An 18,514-nucleotide genomic window follows, 5' to 3' on the forward strand; every position below is an offset into this window, starting at 1 on the left:
GATAAAAGATGTTAATCTTAACTCGAAAAGTTGGCGAAAGTGTTCTTATTGGAGACGATATTTCTATCACGGTTTTGAGTGTACGTGGAAATCAAGTCAAACTCGGTGTACAAGCACCTAAAGAAGTATCCGTTCACCGAGAGGAAATTTACCAACGAATTCTGCAGTCAAAAGATGAACATGTAGATGGTACATCTTAGGTGTACGAGTTTTATGAATGTTTTGACATTCTGTTTATACTTTAATTAACGTTCTTTCGAAAATTAAACCCGTTGGTTTGCAAAATTTTAAATAACGGAAATTTGAGTCATAAAAGGTAGAGAAGGAACTTTTCCAACTTGAATCTATTAATATTTAATAAATAATGACCGCACTTTTGTTCAAGAAGTGTGGTCATTGAATATTTAAACAAAAAGGAAAATTAATGAAAGCAATTATTCCCGTAGCTGGTTTAGGTACTCGTATGTTGCCAGCAACAAAAGCGATTCCAAAAGAAATGTTAACGCTTGTGGATAAACCACTGATTCAATATGTTGTGAATGAATGTGTGGCTGCAGGCATCAAAGAGATTGTGTTAGTTACACATTCATCTAAAAATGCCATTGAAAACCACTTTGATACGTCTTTTGAGTTGGAAACAATGTTAGAGAAACGTGTTAAACGCCAGCTTCTAGAAGAGGTGCGTTCTATTTGCCCTAAAGATGTAACTATTATGCATGTTCGTCAGGGCAATGCGAAAGGTTTGGGGCATGCGGTGTTATGTGGTCGCCCAGTTGTTGGAAATGAGCCATTTGCAGTGGTGTTACCTGATGTGCTTTTAGCGGATTTTACGGCAAATCAAAAGAAAGAAAATCTTTCTGCGATGATTAAACGTTTCAAAGAAACCAAAGCGAGCCAAATTATGGTAGCGCCTGTTTCCGCTGATGAAGTGAGTAGCTATGGTATTGCTGATTGTGGTGGCGTAGAGTTAAAAGGTGGTGATAGCGTCAAAATTAACAGCATTGTTGAAAAACCATCTGTGGAAGATGCACCATCAAATCTTGCGGTTGTCGGTCGTTATGTATTCTCTGCTGAAATCTGGGATTTATTAGAAAGAACACCTGTTGGTGTGGGGGATGAAATCCAATTAACGGATGCGATCGATATGCTTATAGAGAAAGAGATTGTTGAAGCATTCCATATGACTGGAAGAAGCTTTGACTGTGGTGATAAGATTGGCTATATGGAAGCTTTTGTAGAATATGGTCTTCGTCATGATAAATTAGGGAAAGAGTTTAAAGCTTTCCTAAAAGATCTTGCAAAAACCTTATAATTGACTGAAACCACCGAAAGGTGGTTTTTATTTATCTTATCTAGATTGCTATACTTTTAGCCGTCTAGATTGTCATTTTGCTTATTTTTCATTAAAATACGGATAAATTATCAGGTTATTTAAGGTGCATTATGGCAAACTGGGATGGCAAATATATTAGCCCTTATGCAGAGCATGGCAAAAAGAGCGAGCAAGTCAAAAAAATTACAGTTTCTATTCCAATTAAAGTATTGGAAATTCTGACAAACGAGCGTACGCGTCGTCAGTTAAAAAGTTTGCGCCATGCAACAAATAGTGAATTGCTTTGTGAGGCATTCTTGCATGCTTTTACGGGGCAGCCATTACCGACGGATGCGGATTTAATGAAAGAACGCCATGATGAGATTCCTGAAAATGCTAAAAAGATCATGTGTGATTTAGGCATTGATCCTGAAATCTGGGAATATTAATTTTATCCTTTTAATCCTTCCAAAATACTGCATTCAGGGCATTCATTGCCCTGACAAGCGTTATGCCATCGTTCTAATTCCTCTACCATTTTTTGCAAGTGATAAATTTGTTCATTCAACATTTTTATATGTTGCGTCGTGAGTGCTTTCACTTCTCGGCTACTACGATTGGGATTATCTTGTAATTGCAAAAGCTGGCGAATTTGTTGGAGTGAAAACCCTACATCTCGAGAGTGACGAATAAAACGTAGTCGTTCTAAATCCTTTTCTTCATAATGGCGATAGCCAGAAAGGCTGCGTTGTGCAGGTTTTAATAAGCCAGATTTCTCATAATCCCGAATTTGTTTACTTGATAAACCGACTAATTTTGCTACTTCACTGATATTCATAAAAAAAACTTGACCTTAACCTTATGTTAAGGTTTATAGTAAGCTTAATTTCAATCTATATCAATAATTAAGGAGTAAATATGAAATCAATTACATTACATGTAACAGGAATGACTTGTGGTGGTTGTGTGAAAAGTGTCACAAGAGTATTGGAAGAACTCAATGGCGTCGAAAAAGCCGTTGTAACACTTGATGAAGGTAAAGCAGTGATTACCTTTGATGAAAGTGCGGTCAGTATTGCACAATTAATTGAAACAATTGAAGACGCAGGTTTTTATGCAACAGAATAAAAAAATAGCCATTCAAATCGAGGGGATGACTTGCCAATCCTGTGCGAATCGGATTGAAAAGATGCTGAATCGAAAAGATTTTGTCTCTGAAGCGGGTGTGAATTTTGCGGCGGAGGAAGCGCACGTAGTATTTGATTCATCTCAGGCTTCAGAACAAGATATTTTAACCATTATTCAAAAAGCGGGATTTAATGGCATTCTAAAGAAAAATGTGTTGCCTAGTACGCCCAATGAAACGAAGATCAGTCCGCGTTTATGGTTGCTTTTGTTCATTAACATTCCTTTTTTAATCGGAATGATCGGGATGATGTTTAATCATCATTCTTGGATGATGCCGCCAATGTGGCAATTTGTTCTTGCGAGCATTGTGCAACTTGGGTTAGCCATTCCTTTTTATAAAGGTGCGATTGGTAGTATTCGAGGTGGTTTGGCCAATATGGATGTACTGGTGAGTACTGGTACGTTGGCGATTTATCTCTATTCGGTCTTTATGCTGTTTTATCATCAGTCAATGGGACATGATGGCGCATCTCATGTCTATTTTGAAGCATCGGTGATGGTCATCGGTTTTGTCAGCCTAGGGAAATTTCTTGAGGAAAGAACGAAGAAACAAAGCTTAAATAGTTTAGGGCTATTATTACAGCTCACCCCAAAACAAGTGAGTGTTCAACGTGAAAATCGTTGGGAAACGATTCCTCTCGATCAAGTAAAAATAGGCGATATTTTAAGGGCTAATCAAGGTGAACGTATCGCAGCTGATGGCGTAGTTGAACAGGGGAGTGGTTGGTGCGATGAGAGTCATTTAACCGGTGAATCTCAACCATTAGAAAAAATGTCTCAAAGCCCTGTGCTTGCAGGCGCAATGGTGACACAAGGTAGTCTTATTTATCGAGCTAATCAACTTGGTCAGCAAACCCTATTGGGCGATATGATGAAAGCGCTCTCAGAGGCGCAAGGTACAAAAGCACCGATTGCTCGTTTTGCTGATAAAGTCGCTGCTGTATTTGTACCTGCCGTGTTATTGATTTCGGCACTAACATTTGGATTAACTTGGTGGATAAAAGGAGATTGGGTAACCGCTTTAATTCATTCTGTTGCCGTGTTAGTCATTGCTTGTCCTTGTGCATTAGGGCTCGCCACACCTGCTGCAATAATGGTGGGAATGGGCAAAGCGGTGAATGCAGGCATTTGGTTTAAAGATGCCGCATCCATGGAAGGGGCGGCCCATGTGGATACGGTGGTATTAGACAAAACAGGAACGCTAACCCAAGGGGAGCTTAAAATCGCTGCAGTTTGGCAACCACAAAGTGCGGTCTATTCTGAGGAAGATTTATATCGTATAGCGGCTTCCGTTGAGCAAAATGCCAATCATCCTTTAGCTAGAGCGATAGTTTTAGCTGCACAGGAAAAATCACTTGAAATTCCGACCGCACTTTCAGTTCATTCAGAAGTAGGGATGGGTATCTCTGCCCACATTGATGGAATAGGTTTGGTTAAAGTAGGTAAACCGACTTATTGTGAATTAACCTTACCAGATAATATGCCTCAAATTTGGCAAATTGCGAGTATTGTTGCAGTATCTGTAGATAACAGTCCAATTGGTGCTTTTGCATTAGCAGATAGTCTAAAAGAGGATAGCTTGCAGGCGATTCAGCGTTTACATCAACATAATATTGATGTGGTGATGATGAGTGGTGATCAGCAATCTGTCGTGGATTATGTTGCTCAACAAATCGGTATAAAAACGGCGAAGGGTAATTGTAGTCCTCGTGATAAAGCAACCTATATTAAGGCATTACGTCAGCAAGGCAAAGTAGTAGCAATGGTTGGTGATGGTGTGAATGATGCACCAGCCTTAGCGATGGCTAATGTCAGTTTTGCGATGAAATCGGGTTCTGATGTTGCAGAGCAAACCGCATCGGCGACACTCATGCAGCATTCGGTGGATCAATTAGTCGATGGCTTAATGATTTCTCGCGCGACATTAAAGAATATTAAACAAAACTTATTCTTTGCTCTCATTTACAATGTGCTAGGTATTCCACTTGCCGCATTGGGCTATCTAAGTCCTATATTAGCGGGCGCAGCCATGGCGATGAGTTCGCTTTCTGTGCTGTCCAATGCGTTGCGATTAAAACGAGTGAAAATTAAATAAGAAAAAGGCGATATGAAAATATCGCCTTTTGTTTGGACTAACTTTGTTTCCATAATGGAAGTTGAATAGTGACGGCAAGTCCACCTAAATTACTCTGTTCAGCCCAGACTTTTCCTTGATGTTCACTCACGACATTATATACGATGGTTAAGCCCAATCCTGTTCCGCCAGTTTCTCGAGTTCTTGCTTCATCTACTCTGTAAAATGGTTTAAAGATGTTATGAAATTCTTCTGGAGGTAAACCTAGACCATTATCATCCACTCTAATTTGTAGAAAGTCATCATCATTTTCATTTCTATATAAATTGATAGTGAGGCATATACGGTTCTTAGTATATTTTAATGCGTTACGAATAATGTTTTCAACCGCACTGGCTAGTAAACTTAGATTGCCAGAAATCACATATTCCTCAGGATGCAAAATAGCGATATTAACATCACAAGTAATCCGGCGTTGCTGTGCTTCAAATAATGCATCCTCTATGACCTCATCCCAAAGCTGAACAATAGAAAATAAATGGTGCTTCATTTGCGAATCCATTTTTTGATGGGAAACGAGTAGCAATTCGCTGATCATTTTATCCATTTGTTGTATCTCTTTTTCAATACGTTTTACAGGCTCTGTATCACCAATTTGGTGGCGAATGAGCGCTGTAGCGAGTTGTAAACGGGTTAGTGGTGTTTTTAATTCATGCGAGATGGACGAAAGTAGGTTGTGTTGATTTGAAATTAAATTATCAACCGCAATTGACATATTGTTAAAACTTTGACCAACGTCTCGTAATTCCGATGGACCATAATTAGCTAATTCCTTATTAACTTTGAAGTTTCCTGAGGCTATGCTATTAGCGGCTTTTTGCAAATGAGTGATAGGTTTTACAATAGTGCGAGTAAACCAACACAGCAAAGGTGTTGTAATGATTAACATTAAAATCAATAAAATCCAAGGCTGATCAAGGATATAACGTAAAATTTCTTGTTGATCGTTTGTTCTAGACACAAAGAATAATTTTGATGTCGTTTCTGAATCTCCAATATAGAATTTAAATGGACCTGCGATTTCGATATCGTTGAATACTCGACGCTGAGGGGTAGAAAAATCATTTGCCTCTTGGGCAAAGCGAGTGATGAACCTTTTTTCTTTGTCTAAAGCTCCTAAAATTTCTTGTTCAGGTGTCATGATGACAGGACGATAAGAATCAAACTTATCTACGGGAAGGACTGGAACACCCGCAAGAATGCTGCTAATTTTATTATTTCGAATGGATTCAAAAAGCTTCTTCTGATAGTTCGATATGTCATTTTGATTTAAGTCTGAATATAGGCGGCTATCATAATGAGGTAGTGCCACTAAGAGCGCAGCCATCGTAAAGAATGCTAACCAAAAGACAATAAATGTGCGTATAGTGAGCTGATTTAAGCTAAATTTTTTGACACGCATTATTCACATACCAATAGGTAACCATGCCCACGTAATGTTTTCAGCCATGGCAAACCATTTTTTCTTTCAGGAAGTTTTTTACGTAAGTTTGACATATGCATATCAATGGAGCGATCAAAAGGTGAGAGATTTTTGCCTAGCGCGTTTAGACTTAACTCTTCCCGAGAGATAATTTCTCCTGGTCGAAGTACGAGTTTATAAAGTAGAGCAAACTCAGAACCGGTTAGACCGAGATCTTGACCTTCATAAGAGGCTTGTTGAAGCCCTGAATGAAGTAATAGACCTTCGAATTCCAATGTATTTTCTTCTGATGATGAAGGCGTATTTTGTACGTCTTCGGATTGACTCGTACGTCTCAAAATCGCTTTGATACGAGCAACCAACTCTCGGTCATTAAAGGGTTTTGGTAAATAATCATCTGCACCCAGTTCTAGGCCAATTACACGGTCGATTTCTTGACCTCGTGCAGTAAGCATCATCACAGGAATATTTGATATTTGACGAATTTTTTTGAGTGTTTCAATACCATTTTATACAGGTATCATAACGTCTAGTAAAACTAACTGGTGGCTTTCATTCAGTTTTTCTAATGCCTCTTCACCATTATTGGCGACGTCGACTTCAAAGCCTGTAAGCTGTAAAATCTTAGCAAGTAAATCTGTAAGTTCAACATCATCATCAACTAATAGAATTTTTGACATTTTTATTCCCTTTTAATATAACAAACCTGCTTGGTTTAACAAGCAGGTATTATTCTTTAATGATTACCAAAATTTCCACCAGCTTTTTTTGTCTGGGTTATCAGGCGCACGGATGATTGTATTATTTTCATCTTGTTTTGCTACTTTAGGTAGCGGTTTATCTAATTCAGCACTGCTGACTAAGCCATTTTTATCAAATTTTACCGTGAAGGTGTGTTGTTCCGGTTTTTGGTAAGAGTGTTGTTGTAAGAACACGTAATACCAAGTTAAGTTACTATAAGGATCAATTAAAACCGGTGTACCAAGTAAATATTGAACTTGTTGGGCTGTCATGCCTGGTTTTACTTGTGCCACCGTGGCAGCCTCTAAATAGTTACCTTGTGGTACATCAATACGATAAACGACTTTTTGTACAGTTGAACAAGAAGTTAAGCTTAATGCTAAAACAACTGCACCTAAAAATGTTTTTAATTGCATATTTTTACCTTTTACTGCAAAGTTATGTCGAATGATACCGAAACTTTATGATCTTGCCAAATTAATTATCGCACTTTAATGCTTTTTGAAGTTGATCTTTCAAATTTGGTGGTATCCCTTTGATTGTTAAAGTATCTGTAAGTGGATCCCATTCAATACGGTTATTCAATAAATCCACATCAAAACTTAATGTCACCCCTTTACCGGAACCTGAAAATTTCGTTAATGTTTTTAAGGCTGAACGTACTGGTGGAATCGTTTCTTCCAAGCCGTAATCTTGCTCTTCTGTAAAGGTGACAAAAGGGCGCTCGTTTAGAGTCGGCAAATTAGCTGAAAGTTCAGTTAATGCGATCTCGCCGCCGCTAGCTAATTGACCTTTGCAGTACTCAAATACCTGTTTTTTGACTGCTTGGGTTTGTTCTTTATTTAGTTCACCTTGTTCACAGTAGTCACTTACCGCTTGTAATAAGCATTGGTTTTGAACTTGTGGATTTAATCCTTCTTCAGCCCCCAAGAAATCCATAAAGAAGTCACTGATTTTACGGCCAACACGACCTTTAATGAAGGTAAGGTAGCGGTTTGAGTTTGCGTTCACTTGCAAATCCGTTAAGTTGATACGTGCCGCAATATCAAATTGTGTGATATCTAAGTATTCTGTACGGCGAATTTCAAGATTTTCGTCAACTAACATACTGATACGGCTATCCAACAAAGCAATGAATAGGTAATCCGTCGCTAAAAAATTATATTGACACAGGATAAGCGTACCACTGTCTGCAAAATTATATTTACCTAATTCTTGCGCTAATAATTTTGTGGATTGTTGGCTGAAATTTAAAAAGTTGATTTCATTTTCTAATAAACGATTCAGATCTTGTGCAAAAATAGAGTTCTCTTGGAAGACACCAAATGCTTTACCTTTATTTTGATAGCCTTGATGTAATTGCAACATCATTTGTTCGACTTCTGGCGTAATGGTGAGAAGTTCATCACGCAACACGCTTTCCATGGTAGTGGTTTCATTTTCAGCGTGCTTAACTAATTGATGTAGCACGATTTGATTAACCGTAATGCTCATAATTTTTTCCTTTGTAAAATTTACCTTAAATTATAACCGCACTTTTTAAGCAAGAAAAAAGAAATTATTCAGATTGAGTAAATTATCGGGTATGATATGAGAAGTTTTTTTGTATTTAGAACAGGTTTAAAACATTCCAAATGGCTCAACATTCAAAGTATTCCGATGGGCAAGTTAATGCCATCATTAACGACATGATTAGCGTACTTGAAACTCACAAAGCACCCGTTGATCTTTCTCTTATTGCTTTAGGCAATATGGCCAGTAATTTATTGACCACTAGCGTACCAGCCGCACAGCGTGAAGCGCTCGCTCAAGCCTTTGCCAACTCTCTGATGAATTCGGTGAAAACAAAATAAAATGTGGTGGTTTAAAAAGAGCAAATTTAACGGACGTGAATACCGTGAAGAAACCTCACGAAAAATTTCGTGGGGACATTGGTTTGCTTTTTTTAACATTATCATCGCCATTCTTATTGGCAGTCGTTACGCCTTTCTCATTGACTGGCCTGACACCTTATTCGGTAAGATTTATTTCTTTATCAGCTTATTAGGACATTTCAGCTTTTGTGTTTTTGCCTTGTATTTGCTGGTTATTTTTCCGCTGAGTTTCATCATCAAAAATCACCGCACTTTCCGTGGATTAACGGTGATTATCACGACAATTTGCACCACTTTATTACTGTTTGATACGGAAGTATTTAATCGCTTCAATATCCATCTTTCTTCTATCGTTTGGAATTTATTAGTTAACCCTGAAAAGGGTGAGCTTTCACGAGATTGGCAAATTTTCTTTACGCCAATGCCGATTATTTTACTGATTCAAATGCTTTTCTCCCGCTGGAGTTGGGAAAAATTACGTAGTTTAGAACGTCAAAAATGGCTGAAGAAAGTCGGATTCGTGCTGACATCTACTTTTGTTGCAACACATTTAATTTACGCTTGGGCGGATGCATTTTTATATCGTCCGATTACCATGCAACGCTCAAATTTCCCACTTTCTTATCCCATGACTGCTCGAACCTTTTTGGAAAAACAAGGATTTATTAATGCGGAAGCATATTCTCAGCGCTTAGAGCAAGAAGGGCGTTTAGACGCATTAAAACTTGATTATCCGAAAAAAGACCTTCGGTTTGAGCAAGTTGAGAACAAACCAAATATTCTCGTGATTACCGTTTCAGGCTTACGTTATGATGCGCTAACTAGTGAGAAAATGCCTAAATTGTTTGAGTTTGCCACAAGTTCTACTCAATTTACGAATCATTACAGTAGTGGTAATACGAACAATGCCGGCTTAGTGGGCTTATTCTATGGACTTAATGCAAATTATACGGACAGTATTTTGAGTAATCACACACCGTCGGTATTAATTAAAAAGCTACAAGATGAGAAGTATCAATTTGTCGCTTATTCGTCTACGGCATTTAAAGACAGTTTATTTAAACAAGCCTTGTTCCGTAATGTAAAATTGCCTAAAGTGAAAGCCTCTTCGCCAAAAGAAGCGATAAATGGTGTTTTATCTCTCTTAAAAGAGGATAAACCTTGGTTTGCTTATGTGGATTTAGATATTACGGATAAAACGCAAGAAAATTACACCAAATCGCTTGCAGATATAGATCAACAGATTGATGAAACCTTAGCATCAGTTTCTTTAGAGAATACGATTGTCATTATTACGGCAGAACATGGTACAACCTTTAATAAGATGGATGAAAAAGCGCAAGAAAACTATTTTAGTCGTGATGAAATCCAAGTGCCATTTATTGTTTACTGGAAAGATTTGCCGGTGCAAGAAGTTTCGAAATTAACGAGTCATACAGATTTATTACCGGCATTGATGTCATCGATCTTTAAAGTGAAAAATCCTGTTGTAGATTATGCACAAGGTCGCAATTTATTTGAGCTTAATGGCGATTCTTGGGTGTTAGCATCGAATTTCCGCTGGAATGTCATTATTCAGCCAGATGGCACACAGTACCATATTGATCGCAAAGGAAACTATAAGAAATTTGACCGCACTTATACTGAGCAATCCTCTAGTCGACCTCCGCTCGGCTTGTTTTTAGACGTTTTCAACCAAGAGCGTTCTTTTATTAATAAATAGGTAGCTTTTTTGTGCTTAAAATCTTATACTTTGCACCCAGTTGAAAGACTGAAAAGATGTTATTAATTAAAATCTGCGAATTTTTCATAACATTGCAAACAATTCACAATAGATCTGACCCTTATTGGGTTTGCTTTTCAATTAATACACTTCTCGTCTCTCTTTTCCTTTCTTTTTTGGCGGAGTTATTATGAGAAATCACGTTCGTAGCTTTAAAACGTTTATTCGAGACGAAATTATTAAAAAAGGTGGCTGGGTTAATGCCCACGCTCATGCAGATCGTGCTTTTACAATGACACCCGAAAAAATCGGCATTTACCACAACAGTAATCTTCAACAAAAATGGGATTTAGTGGACGAAGTTAAACGTACCTCAAGTGTTGATGATTATTACGCCCGTTTCTGTCAATCGATTGAGCTGATGATTTCCCAAGGGGTGACGGCATTTGGTACTTTTGTGGATATCGACCCGATTTGTGAAGACAGAGCCATCATTGCTGCACACAAAGCTCGCGAAGTTTATAAGCATGACATTATTTTGAAATTTGCGAATCAAACCTTAAAAGGGGTCATTGAGCCAGAAGCCCGTAAATGGTTTGATATTGGCTCTGATATGGTGGATATGATTGGTGGCTTGCCTTATCGCGATGAGCTTGATTATGGTCGCGGTCTTGAAGCAATGGATATTCTGCTTGATGCAGCTAAATCTCGCGGCATTATGTGTCATGTGCATGTGGATCAATTTAACTCTCCGAAAGAAAAAGAAACCGAACAGCTTTGCGATAAGACCATCGAACATGGTATGGAAGGTCGAGTCGTGGCGATCCATGGTATTTCCATTGGTGCCCACAGCAAAGAATATCGCTATAAACTTTATGAGAAAATGCGACAGGCAAAAATGATGATGATTGCTTGCCCAATGGCCTGGATTGATAGTAATCGAAAAGAAGATTTAATGCCTTTCCATAATGCCTTGACACCGGCAGATGAAATGATTCCGGAAGGAATTACAGTCGCGTTAGGTACAGATAATATCTGTGATTATATGGTGCCACTTTGTGAAGGGGATTTATGGCAAGAACTCAGCTTACTTGCTGCAGGTTGTCGTTTTCCACATCTTGATGCAATGGTTGATATTGCGAGCATCAATGGACGTAAAGTGTTAGGTTTAGAGCCAGTTTAATCCCAAAATTAGATAGAGGTGCGGTCATAAAATGAAAAATTTTGTGGCCGTTTTTATTTATAAAATAAAACAGAATTAATGTGACTTTGAATGATTTAAATAAGGATTGTAAGAAAGTGGTGGGCGATACCGGTCTCGAACCAGTGACCCCCTCCTTGTAAGGGAGGTACTCGCCCAACTGAGCTAATCGCCCGATGCACCTGAAAAGGTATTCGGATTTATTTAAACACTAAAATTAAGTGGTGGGCGATACCGGTCTCGAACCAGTGACCCCCTCCTTGTAAGGGAGGTGCTCTCCCAACTGAGCTAATCGCCCACATAAGAAAAGCGTTTAAATAATGGGAAAGTTTGAGCGGAAAGAACACTTTAGAAAAGTGGTGGGCGATACCGGTCTCGAACCAGTGACCCCCTCCTTGTAAGGGAGGTGCTCTCCCAACTGAGCTAATCGCCCGCTTGGTCAAACTTTTACAACATTAAAGTCTACTTTGGAAAAAGTGGTGGGCGATACCGGTCTCGAACCAGTGACCCCCTCCTTGTAAGGGAGGTGCTCTCCCAACTGAGCTAATCGCCCTTAATGTTGTGGATTGGCATTATAAGTATAATGAGATTTCAGTCAATATATTTTTATGAAAAAGCGTCTAGTTGTTGCAAAAATAGGCATAAAATCAGATTTTTTATTTAGAAGTCACGCAAGTCGTAGTAAAATAAAGGTAATTTTTGTAAATGAATAGGTTATTAAGAAAATGAAAATTGATCCTCCTTTTGAATTAGATCCGAATGTAAAAGTACGTACGCGTTTTGCCCCAAGTCCAACAGGTTATTTGCACGTGGGTGGCGCACGTACAGCCCTTTATTCTTGGTTATTTGCAAAACATAACAACGGTGAGTTTGTATTACGCATTGAAGATACCGATTTAGAGCGTTCTACACCGGAAGCAACAGCAGCAATCATTGAAGGGATGGAGTGGTTAAACCTGGCTTGGGAGCATGGTCCTTACTATCAAACCAAACGCTTTGAGCGTTACAATCAAGTGATTGATGAAATGATTGAGCAAGGCTTGGCTTATCGTTGCTATTGCTCTAAAGAGCGCCTAGAAGAATTACGTCATACACAAGAGCAAAACAAAGAAAAACCACGTTATGACCGTCATTGTTTACATGATCACAATCATTCAGCCGATGAGCCACATGTTGTACGTTTTAAAAACCCAACAGAAGGTTCAGTCGTGTTTGATGATGCCGTGCGTGGTCGTATTGAAATCAGCAATAGCGAATTAGATGATTTAATTATTCGTCGTACCGATGGTTCACCAACCTACAACTTCTGTGTGGTAGTGGATGACTGGGACATGGGTATTACTCATGTTGTGCGTGGTGAAGACCACATTAACAACACTCCACGTCAAATTAATATCTTAAAAGCGTTAGGCGCACCAATTCCGGTATATGCGCACGTTTCCATGATTAATGGTGATGATGGTCAAAAACTTTCAAAACGTCATGGTGCGGTAAGTGTGATGCAATATCGTGATGACGGTTATTTACCTGAAGCCTTAATCAACTATCTTGTTCGTTTAGGTTGGGGGCATGGTGACCAAGAGATCTTTACACGTGAAGAAATGATTAAATTCTTCGAATTAGATCATGTGAGTAAGTCAGCGAGTGCATTTAACACTGAAAAATTATTGTGGTTAAATCACCATTACATTCGTGAGTTACCACCTGAATATGTGGCCAAACACCTTGCATGGCACTATAAAGATCAAGGTATTGATACATCAAATGGCCCAGCATTAACTGAAATCGTGACGATGCTTGCAGAACGTTGTAAAACCTTAAAAGAAATGGCATCAGCAAGCCGTTATTTCTTCGAAGAGTTTGAAAGTTTTGATGAAGCGGCAGTGAAGAAACACTTTAAAGCAGCGGCGATTGAACCACTTGAAAAAGTAAAAGAAAAATTGACCGCACTTTCTAGCTGGGATTTACATTCTACGCATGAAGCGATTGAACAAACCGCAGCTGAATTAGAAGTGGGTATGGGTAAAGTCGGGATGCCATTACGCGTGGCAGTAACAGGATCAGGTCAATCACCTTCGATGGATGTGACATTAGTGGGTATCGGTCGTGAACGTGTGTTAGCGCGTATCCAACGTGCCATTGATTTTATTAAATCTCAAAACGCTTAATATTTAGGCTGATAAACAAGATTTGATTATTTCAATATTGACAGTTTATCAGCCGAAATTTATCATAGCTTGCGTTATTTGGGGATATAGCTCAGTTGGGAGAGCGCTTGAATGGCATTCAAGAGGTCGTCGGTTCGATCCCGATTATCTCCACCAAATTCTAATTTTATATAGTATGATATAGTCCGATAAAGCCTTGATATATAGCATATCAAGGCTTTTTTGTTGTTCTAACAAGTCCGATAGAAACCAACCAAATCCACAAATTCTAGTAACACTAATAGTAACACCATGCTATGATAGGATCATATAGTGTTACTAAATTAATTATAACTTTATGATTTATAAAATAAATTTATAAAGTTTTTAGTGTTACTTCATTTTGGAGGTATCTAATGGCAAGAAGAACAACTCCCTTAACAGATACGGAGATAAAAAAAGCTAAGCCAAAAGAAAAAGAGTATAGCTTATGTGATGGTTATGGGCTTTTATTAAGAATTAAGCCTAACGGCTCTAAATTATGGCTATTTAATTATATACGACCTATTCTTGGTACAAGGACTAATTTAGGGCTAGGTACATATCCGATAGTTAGCTTAGCTGAAGCTAGAATGTTAAGAGATGACTGTCGTAAATTATTAGCTCAACAAATTGATCCTAAAAAACATAGAGAAGAACTAGAAAGAAAGCAGCTTATGGATACTCAAAGTTCCTTTGAGAAAGTTGCAGAACTTTGGAAAGAGAAAAAAAGTTCAGAAGTTGAAGAGAAAACGATCAATAAATATTGGCGAAACTTAGAGCTTCATCTTTTTCCTTTGATAGGTCGATATTCTATTAAAGAAATTAAGCCTTCTTTAGTAGTCCAAATGTTAAAGAAAGTGGTGGAAAATGGATCTCCAGATATGGTTCATAGACTATGCGGTCATCTAAATGAAATCTTAAATTTTGCGGTTAATAGTGGGTTAATTGAAAGTAATACTTGCCTAAAAATTAGCTCTACATTCAAGTCTGTTCGTCAAAGAAATAACCCTAGAGTAAGTATTGAAGAAATTCCTACCCTTATAAAATCAATACATAGTGCTAAGATTGAAAAGAAAACTCAATTATTAATCTTATTTCAATTATTAACAATGGTTCGACCTAGTGAAGCAAGTAACGCTTCATGGAGCGAATTTGATTTTGATAAAAAAGAATGGAATATTCCTGCTGAAAGAATGAAAGTGAGGTTTCTACATACAGTACCATTATCATCCCAAGTAATGGCTTTGATAGAACAGCTAAGACCAATGACGGGTCATAATAAATATTTGTTTACTCATAGAAGTGATTTAAAGAAAGCAATGAGTTCATCTACTGTTAATATGGCACTAAAAAGGATGGGTTACAAAGATAAACAGACTGCACACGGATTAAGGGGATTGGCTAGAACTTTTTTAGCAGAACAAGGCGTTCAACATGAGCATGCTGAAGCTTGTCTAGCACATAAAACAGGAAGCCAAGTTAGCCTAGCTTATAATCATGCTAATTATTTGGAGAAAAGAAGGGATATCCCTAAATAATGCTGCTAGCAGTGATTTAGATAGGTTATACAGCGTTTTCTGATAGTTAAATAATTTAGATAAAATAAGTATATTATAGATAGTGTCTATTTCGATTTAAGCAAAGAAATAATCTCTTTCAATGCTGAAATCTCGCTATCTTTTTGTTCAATCACTAGATCTCTTTGTTTCAATAGCTCATCTTTATGCGAAATAGTTAGTTTTAATCGATCGATTTCTGATGTCAAATTCTCATTTGAACCGTAGTAGTTAGTGTTATGATCATTCATGAAGAACAGTACATTCTTATCATCATTTTTGATTAGTTCTAAAACATCAATATTAAAGATATTGGCAATTTGCTCCAATTTATGAAGATTGAGCTTAGTTTCTCCACGTTAAATTTTTGCATATAGAGTTGCTGGACATACAACGGTGTCTCCATTGACTATAACGAAGATGACCTTCATCTGGATCAGGAGTATCCCATATCCAGTAAAACTCTTCTTTGAGTTCATAGGCTTCTTTTAAAGCAGGAAGATTACCTAACCAAGTATCTAAGAGGAATGATTCACGTTCATTTAGATCGTGTTTACGCTTTAGAAGGATAAACCTTTCACGCATAAGGTACGTCTTTCTTTTTGGCTCATATGGGCTTTCAAAGACTTTCTGACGTTATCTAAGGCTTAATTAGCCATTCTAACTACATGAAACTTATCTACGACAACTTTAGCGTGTGGAAGGATAGTGTTCACTGCGTCTTTGTAGGGCTTCCACATATCCATTGTGACGTACTCAATGTAAGTCCTGTCACTGATTTCTGAAAGACGTTGGATGACTGTTTCCTTGTTACGGTTAGGCTTGATGTCATAAATAGTCCTGCGTTCAATATTAGTCAATACAAGCCGAAGTCTACGGATAATATGTATCTCGTCTATCCCAAGCCACTTAGGAGTTTCAAACTGGTATTCACGTTCTTTGAGTGCCACATAGTCCTTAAAAACGTTCCTAATGGTTTTTTCGTCAACACCAACGCTTTCTGCGACTTCTACAAAGGTCTTAGACATGGATTGCTCTTGAATGGACTTTAAAAGCCTTTTGGTCATACTACGCTTTTCATCTACAGATATTAGGCGTTCCCAGAAGGTAGATCCGCATTCACGACACTTGTATCGTCTACGGTTCAATTGTAAGCCCACTCGCTTTAAACGAATGGGCAAATCCATAATTAGTTGATTTCTTGAACTGTGTTTGTACAACTTGTCAAAACCACATTCAGGACAACATTCAGGTGGTCCGACTGCTTCAACTTTAAACATCATATCGGTTTCATTTTCTTGTGGCGGTTCTATTGTTTTAATGTCTGGTAAGGATAATAAGTCTGACATATTATTCATCCTTTATTACTCTGCGGTGTTAAGGTATCAATTATAGATTTGATGTTGAAATCATCAGTGTTAAATTATTTTTGTGACCACAAATGCACTTAGAAAATCCCTTAAAGCATTAGCTGGTTCACTTGAATAGGGAGTTGTAAAAAAGTTCCCTTAGCCTGCACAGCAAGATAATTTCGAAACATCTTTATCGAACGTAAGTGCAACTAATTTTAGCCCTTCAGCCATTGTTAAATATGGTGCTAGGGTTTCTGTTAAATCTTCTATCGTTAAGCCAAATTTAACAGCTAATGATGCTGCATAGATGACATCTCCTGCATTTTCAGATACAATATGAACCCCTAATACTTTTAGTGTTTCTGCATCTGCTACTAGTTTAAATACACCGGTTGTTTCACGGTTTACAATTGCTCTTGGAACAGCATCTAAAGGTAATACAGATGTCTTCACATCATACCCTTTCTCTTTTGCTTGTTCTTCTGTTAAACCAACCGTTGCAACCGTCGGATTCGTAAACGTAACAGCAGGAACTACCGATAAATCTATTTTTTTGTTTAATCCACCAATAGCATTATCAGTAATAATTCCACCTTCATAGGCTGCTACATATACAAATTGTGGTCCTAAAGTCACATCTCCTGCTGCATAAATCTTTTCATTACTTGTTTGACCAAAATCATTGATCAGGATTTCATTATTTTTTCCAGTTTCAACACCTGCTGCACTTAAATTTAAAGAATCCGTATTTGGTTTTCTTCCAGTGGCAACAAGTAACTGATCTGATTCAATGACTTCTCTACTGCCATTTACTGTTACGTAAACCCTTTTTATCTCTCCACTTTGTTCAACACGCTCAAAAGTTGCCCCTTTGACAAGGTTTATACCCTGTTCAATTAACGCTTTTTCAACTGACTCTGAAATCTCAGGATCATACTCCTTTAAAAGTCGCTCACTTCTTTGCATAAGCGTTATTTCTGAACCTAAATGATGAAATAGTTGTCCAAGCTCCATTCCAATGTATCCTGAACCAATTACAGTTAATCGTTTTGGTATTTTCTTTAACTCAAGAAGTGTTGTACTAGTTAAATAGTCCATTTTTTCAAGTCCTGAAATTTGGGGCAACGAAGGCGATGCACCTGTTGCAATTAAAAAGCGTTTTGCAGATAACTTTGCCCCATTGACCTCAACCGTACTAGCATCAACGAATTTTGCTTCACCTTTAATTAAATCAAAATTATATTCATCAATTAAATCCATATATTTTTGATTCCGAAGTTCGCTCACCAATTTATCCTTTTGCGTGATTAAACTAGCTAAATCCACTTCTCCAGCGGATGTTTGTAAACCTATAAACGGATTGTCTTTTGATAAATGATTGATTTCCCCTGCCCTAAGAAGAGTTTTTGACGGAACACAGCCAATATTCACACAGGTTCCCCCAACCGTTCCACGCTCAATCATTCCAACTTTTGCACCGTATTCTATAGCTTTAATTGCCGAAGAAAAGGCAGCAGCACCAGAACCAATAATAAGAAGGTCATAATTGTCTTCATTAATTAACGCCACGTTTTCTAGTGATGATACTTCTTCAATTTCTCCGGCTTGGTAATTTGCTTCATCAATCGCCTTTATTGCACTTTCAACCTCAATATCATCGGGCAGTTCAAATACTGCTTCACCACGACGATAACTAGACTCAATATTTTTAGCACCTATCTTTTCAAGTGCTGATTCTACGTGTTTTTCACAACCCGTACAGGTCATTCCTGAAATGTTTACCTTAAATTTATTCATAAAAAAGCTCCTTTCGTTAATTAA

Annotated in this window: 18 protein-coding genes, 5 tRNA genes and 1 pseudogene; 11 read left to right on the forward strand and 13 right to left on the reverse strand. The window is 37.9% G+C overall.

Features of this window, described 5'->3' with window-relative positions:
• The first annotated feature begins 8 nt into the window (after window positions 1-8).
• The 3 genes from csrA to metJ all read left to right on the forward strand — a co-directional run bounded on the left by csrA (window position 9) and on the right by metJ (window position 1,761).
• Window positions 9-200, forward strand: a complete 192-nt coding sequence (csrA, locus tag QQS40_RS05465; protein ID WP_005698601.1) for a carbon storage regulator CsrA — start codon at window positions 9-11, stop codon at window positions 198-200.
• A gap of 224 nt (window positions 201-424) precedes the next feature.
• The gene (galU, locus tag QQS40_RS05470) at window positions 425-1,312 is read left to right on the forward strand and encodes a UTP--glucose-1-phosphate uridylyltransferase GalU (protein WP_049370893.1); all 888 of its coding nucleotides are present in this window, start codon (window positions 425-427) and stop codon (window positions 1,310-1,312) included.
• A gap of 131 nt (window positions 1,313-1,443) precedes the next feature.
• Window positions 1,444-1,761 carry a met regulon transcriptional regulator MetJ gene (gene metJ, locus QQS40_RS05475; RefSeq protein ID WP_297568780.1) on the forward strand — a complete coding sequence of 106 codons (318 nt, stop codon included), beginning with the start codon at window positions 1,444-1,446 and terminating at the stop codon, window positions 1,759-1,761.
• A gap of 2 nt (window positions 1,762-1,763) precedes the next feature.
• On the opposite strand, the gene cueR is transcribed toward metJ, so the two are convergent.
• Entirely contained in the window at window positions 1,764-2,150 is a 387-nt protein-coding gene (cueR, locus tag QQS40_RS05480) for a Cu(I)-responsive transcriptional regulator (RefSeq protein ID WP_297568778.1), read from the reverse strand.
• An 80-nt stretch (window positions 2,151-2,230) separates the two neighbouring features.
• Here cueR and QQS40_RS05485 point away from each other — a divergent pair, with 80 nt between their 5' ends.
• Both QQS40_RS05485 and QQS40_RS05490 read left to right on the forward strand, forming a co-directional pair.
• A complete protein-coding gene (locus QQS40_RS05485) occupies window positions 2,231-2,440 on the forward strand; it encodes a heavy-metal-associated domain-containing protein (protein WP_297568775.1) in 210 nt (69 codons plus the stop codon).
• Window positions 2,427-4,595, forward strand: a complete 2,169-nt coding sequence (locus QQS40_RS05490; RefSeq protein ID WP_329506653.1) for a heavy metal translocating P-type ATPase — start codon at window positions 2,427-2,429, stop codon at window positions 4,593-4,595. The genes QQS40_RS05485 and QQS40_RS05490 overlap by 14 nt, the downstream gene beginning before the upstream one ends.
• Window positions 4,596-4,632: 37 nt before the next feature.
• Here the strand turns inward: QQS40_RS05490 and cpxA are convergent, their stop codons facing one another.
• The 4 genes and pseudogenes from cpxA to yejK all read right to left on the reverse strand — a co-directional run bounded on the left by cpxA (window position 4,633) and on the right by yejK (window position 8,292).
• Window positions 4,633-6,036 (reverse strand): envelope stress sensor histidine kinase CpxA, encoded by a 1,404-nt coding sequence (gene cpxA, locus QQS40_RS05495; RefSeq protein ID WP_289901520.1) that lies wholly within the window; start codon window positions 6,034-6,036, stop codon window positions 4,633-4,635.
• Window positions 6,036-6,737: pseudogene (locus tag QQS40_RS05500) on the reverse strand (response regulator transcription factor). The gene cpxA and the pseudogene QQS40_RS05500 overlap by 1 nt, the downstream one beginning before the upstream one ends.
• Before the next feature lie 63 nt (window positions 6,738-6,800).
• Window positions 6,801-7,214, reverse strand: a complete 414-nt coding sequence (bamE, locus tag QQS40_RS05505; RefSeq protein ID WP_289901518.1) for an outer membrane protein assembly factor BamE — start codon at window positions 7,212-7,214, stop codon at window positions 6,801-6,803.
• Between the two features lie 61 nt (window positions 7,215-7,275).
• Window positions 7,276-8,292 carry a nucleoid-associated protein YejK gene (yejK, locus tag QQS40_RS05510; protein WP_289901517.1) on the reverse strand — a complete coding sequence of 339 codons (1,017 nt, stop codon included), beginning with the start codon at window positions 8,290-8,292 and terminating at the stop codon, window positions 7,276-7,278.
• A 140-nt stretch (window positions 8,293-8,432) separates the two neighbouring features.
• On the opposite strand from yejK, the gene QQS40_RS05515 reads away from it, so the two are divergent.
• The 3 genes from QQS40_RS05515 (at window position 8,433) to QQS40_RS05525 (ending at window position 11,578) form a co-directional block, all read left to right on the forward strand.
• Window positions 8,433-8,651, forward strand: a complete 219-nt coding sequence (locus QQS40_RS05515; RefSeq protein WP_014064863.1) for a YejL family protein — start codon at window positions 8,433-8,435, stop codon at window positions 8,649-8,651.
• 1 nt (window position 8,652) lies between these two features.
• Window positions 8,653-10,395 carry a DUF3413 domain-containing protein gene (locus tag QQS40_RS05520; protein ID WP_329506656.1) on the forward strand — a complete coding sequence of 581 codons (1,743 nt, stop codon included), beginning with the start codon at window positions 8,653-8,655 and terminating at the stop codon, window positions 10,393-10,395.
• Window positions 10,396-10,585: 190 nt separating this feature from the next.
• Window positions 10,586-11,578 carry an amidohydrolase family protein gene (locus tag QQS40_RS05525; protein ID WP_049374946.1) on the forward strand — a complete coding sequence of 331 codons (993 nt, stop codon included), beginning with the start codon at window positions 10,586-10,588 and terminating at the stop codon, window positions 11,576-11,578.
• Between the two features lie 117 nt (window positions 11,579-11,695).
• On the opposite strand, the gene QQS40_RS05530 is transcribed toward QQS40_RS05525, so the two are convergent.
• The 4 genes from QQS40_RS05530 to QQS40_RS05545 form a co-directional block, all read right to left on the reverse strand.
• Window positions 11,696-11,771, reverse strand: a tRNA-Val gene (locus QQS40_RS05530).
• 47 nt (window positions 11,772-11,818) lie between these two features.
• Window positions 11,819-11,894, reverse strand: a tRNA-Val gene (locus tag QQS40_RS05535).
• A 59-nt stretch (window positions 11,895-11,953) separates the two neighbouring features.
• Window positions 11,954-12,029 (reverse strand) — tRNA-Val (locus QQS40_RS05540).
• Window positions 12,030-12,073: 44 nt separating this feature from the next.
• Window positions 12,074-12,149: transfer RNA gene (locus QQS40_RS05545), tRNA-Val, on the reverse strand.
• 172 nt (window positions 12,150-12,321) lie between these two features.
• Here QQS40_RS05545 and gltX point away from each other — a divergent pair.
• The 3 genes from gltX to QQS40_RS05560 all read left to right on the forward strand — a co-directional run bounded on the left by gltX (window position 12,322) and on the right by QQS40_RS05560 (window position 15,323).
• Complete coding sequence (gene gltX, locus QQS40_RS05550; RefSeq protein WP_329506658.1) at window positions 12,322-13,764, forward strand: glutamate--tRNA ligase; 1,443 nt, start codon at window positions 12,322-12,324, stop codon at window positions 13,762-13,764.
• Window positions 13,765-13,844: 80 nt separating this feature from the next.
• Window positions 13,845-13,920, forward strand: a tRNA-Ala gene (locus tag QQS40_RS05555).
• Window positions 13,921-14,159: 239 nt separating this feature from the next.
• The gene (locus QQS40_RS05560) at window positions 14,160-15,323 is read left to right on the forward strand and encodes a tyrosine-type recombinase/integrase (RefSeq protein WP_329506660.1); all 1,164 of its coding nucleotides are present in this window, start codon (window positions 14,160-14,162) and stop codon (window positions 15,321-15,323) included.
• An 86-nt stretch (window positions 15,324-15,409) separates the two neighbouring features.
• Here QQS40_RS05560 and QQS40_RS05565 read toward each other — a convergent pair whose 3' ends face one another.
• From QQS40_RS05565 to merA, 4 genes are all read right to left on the reverse strand, one after another.
• Window positions 15,410-15,670, reverse strand: coding sequence for a hypothetical protein (locus QQS40_RS05565; RefSeq protein WP_005644566.1), 261 nt, complete (start codon window positions 15,668-15,670; stop codon window positions 15,410-15,412).
• Between the two features lie 16 nt (window positions 15,671-15,686).
• Window positions 15,687-15,926 carry a transposase gene (locus QQS40_RS11265; RefSeq protein ID WP_329506662.1) on the reverse strand — a complete coding sequence of 80 codons (240 nt, stop codon included), beginning with the start codon at window positions 15,924-15,926 and terminating at the stop codon, window positions 15,687-15,689.
• A gap of 62 nt (window positions 15,927-15,988) precedes the next feature.
• Window positions 15,989-16,690, reverse strand: coding sequence for a transposase (locus tag QQS40_RS05575; protein WP_329506664.1), 702 nt, complete (start codon window positions 16,688-16,690; stop codon window positions 15,989-15,991).
• A gap of 159 nt (window positions 16,691-16,849) precedes the next feature.
• A complete protein-coding gene (gene merA, locus QQS40_RS05580; RefSeq protein ID WP_329506666.1) occupies window positions 16,850-18,490 on the reverse strand; it encodes a mercury(II) reductase in 1,641 nt (546 codons plus the stop codon).
• Window positions 18,491-18,514 lie beyond the last annotated feature (24 nt).

This window comes from Haemophilus parainfluenzae (assembly GCF_036288925.1).
Classification (GTDB): Bacteria; Pseudomonadota; Gammaproteobacteria; order Enterobacterales; family Pasteurellaceae; genus Haemophilus_D.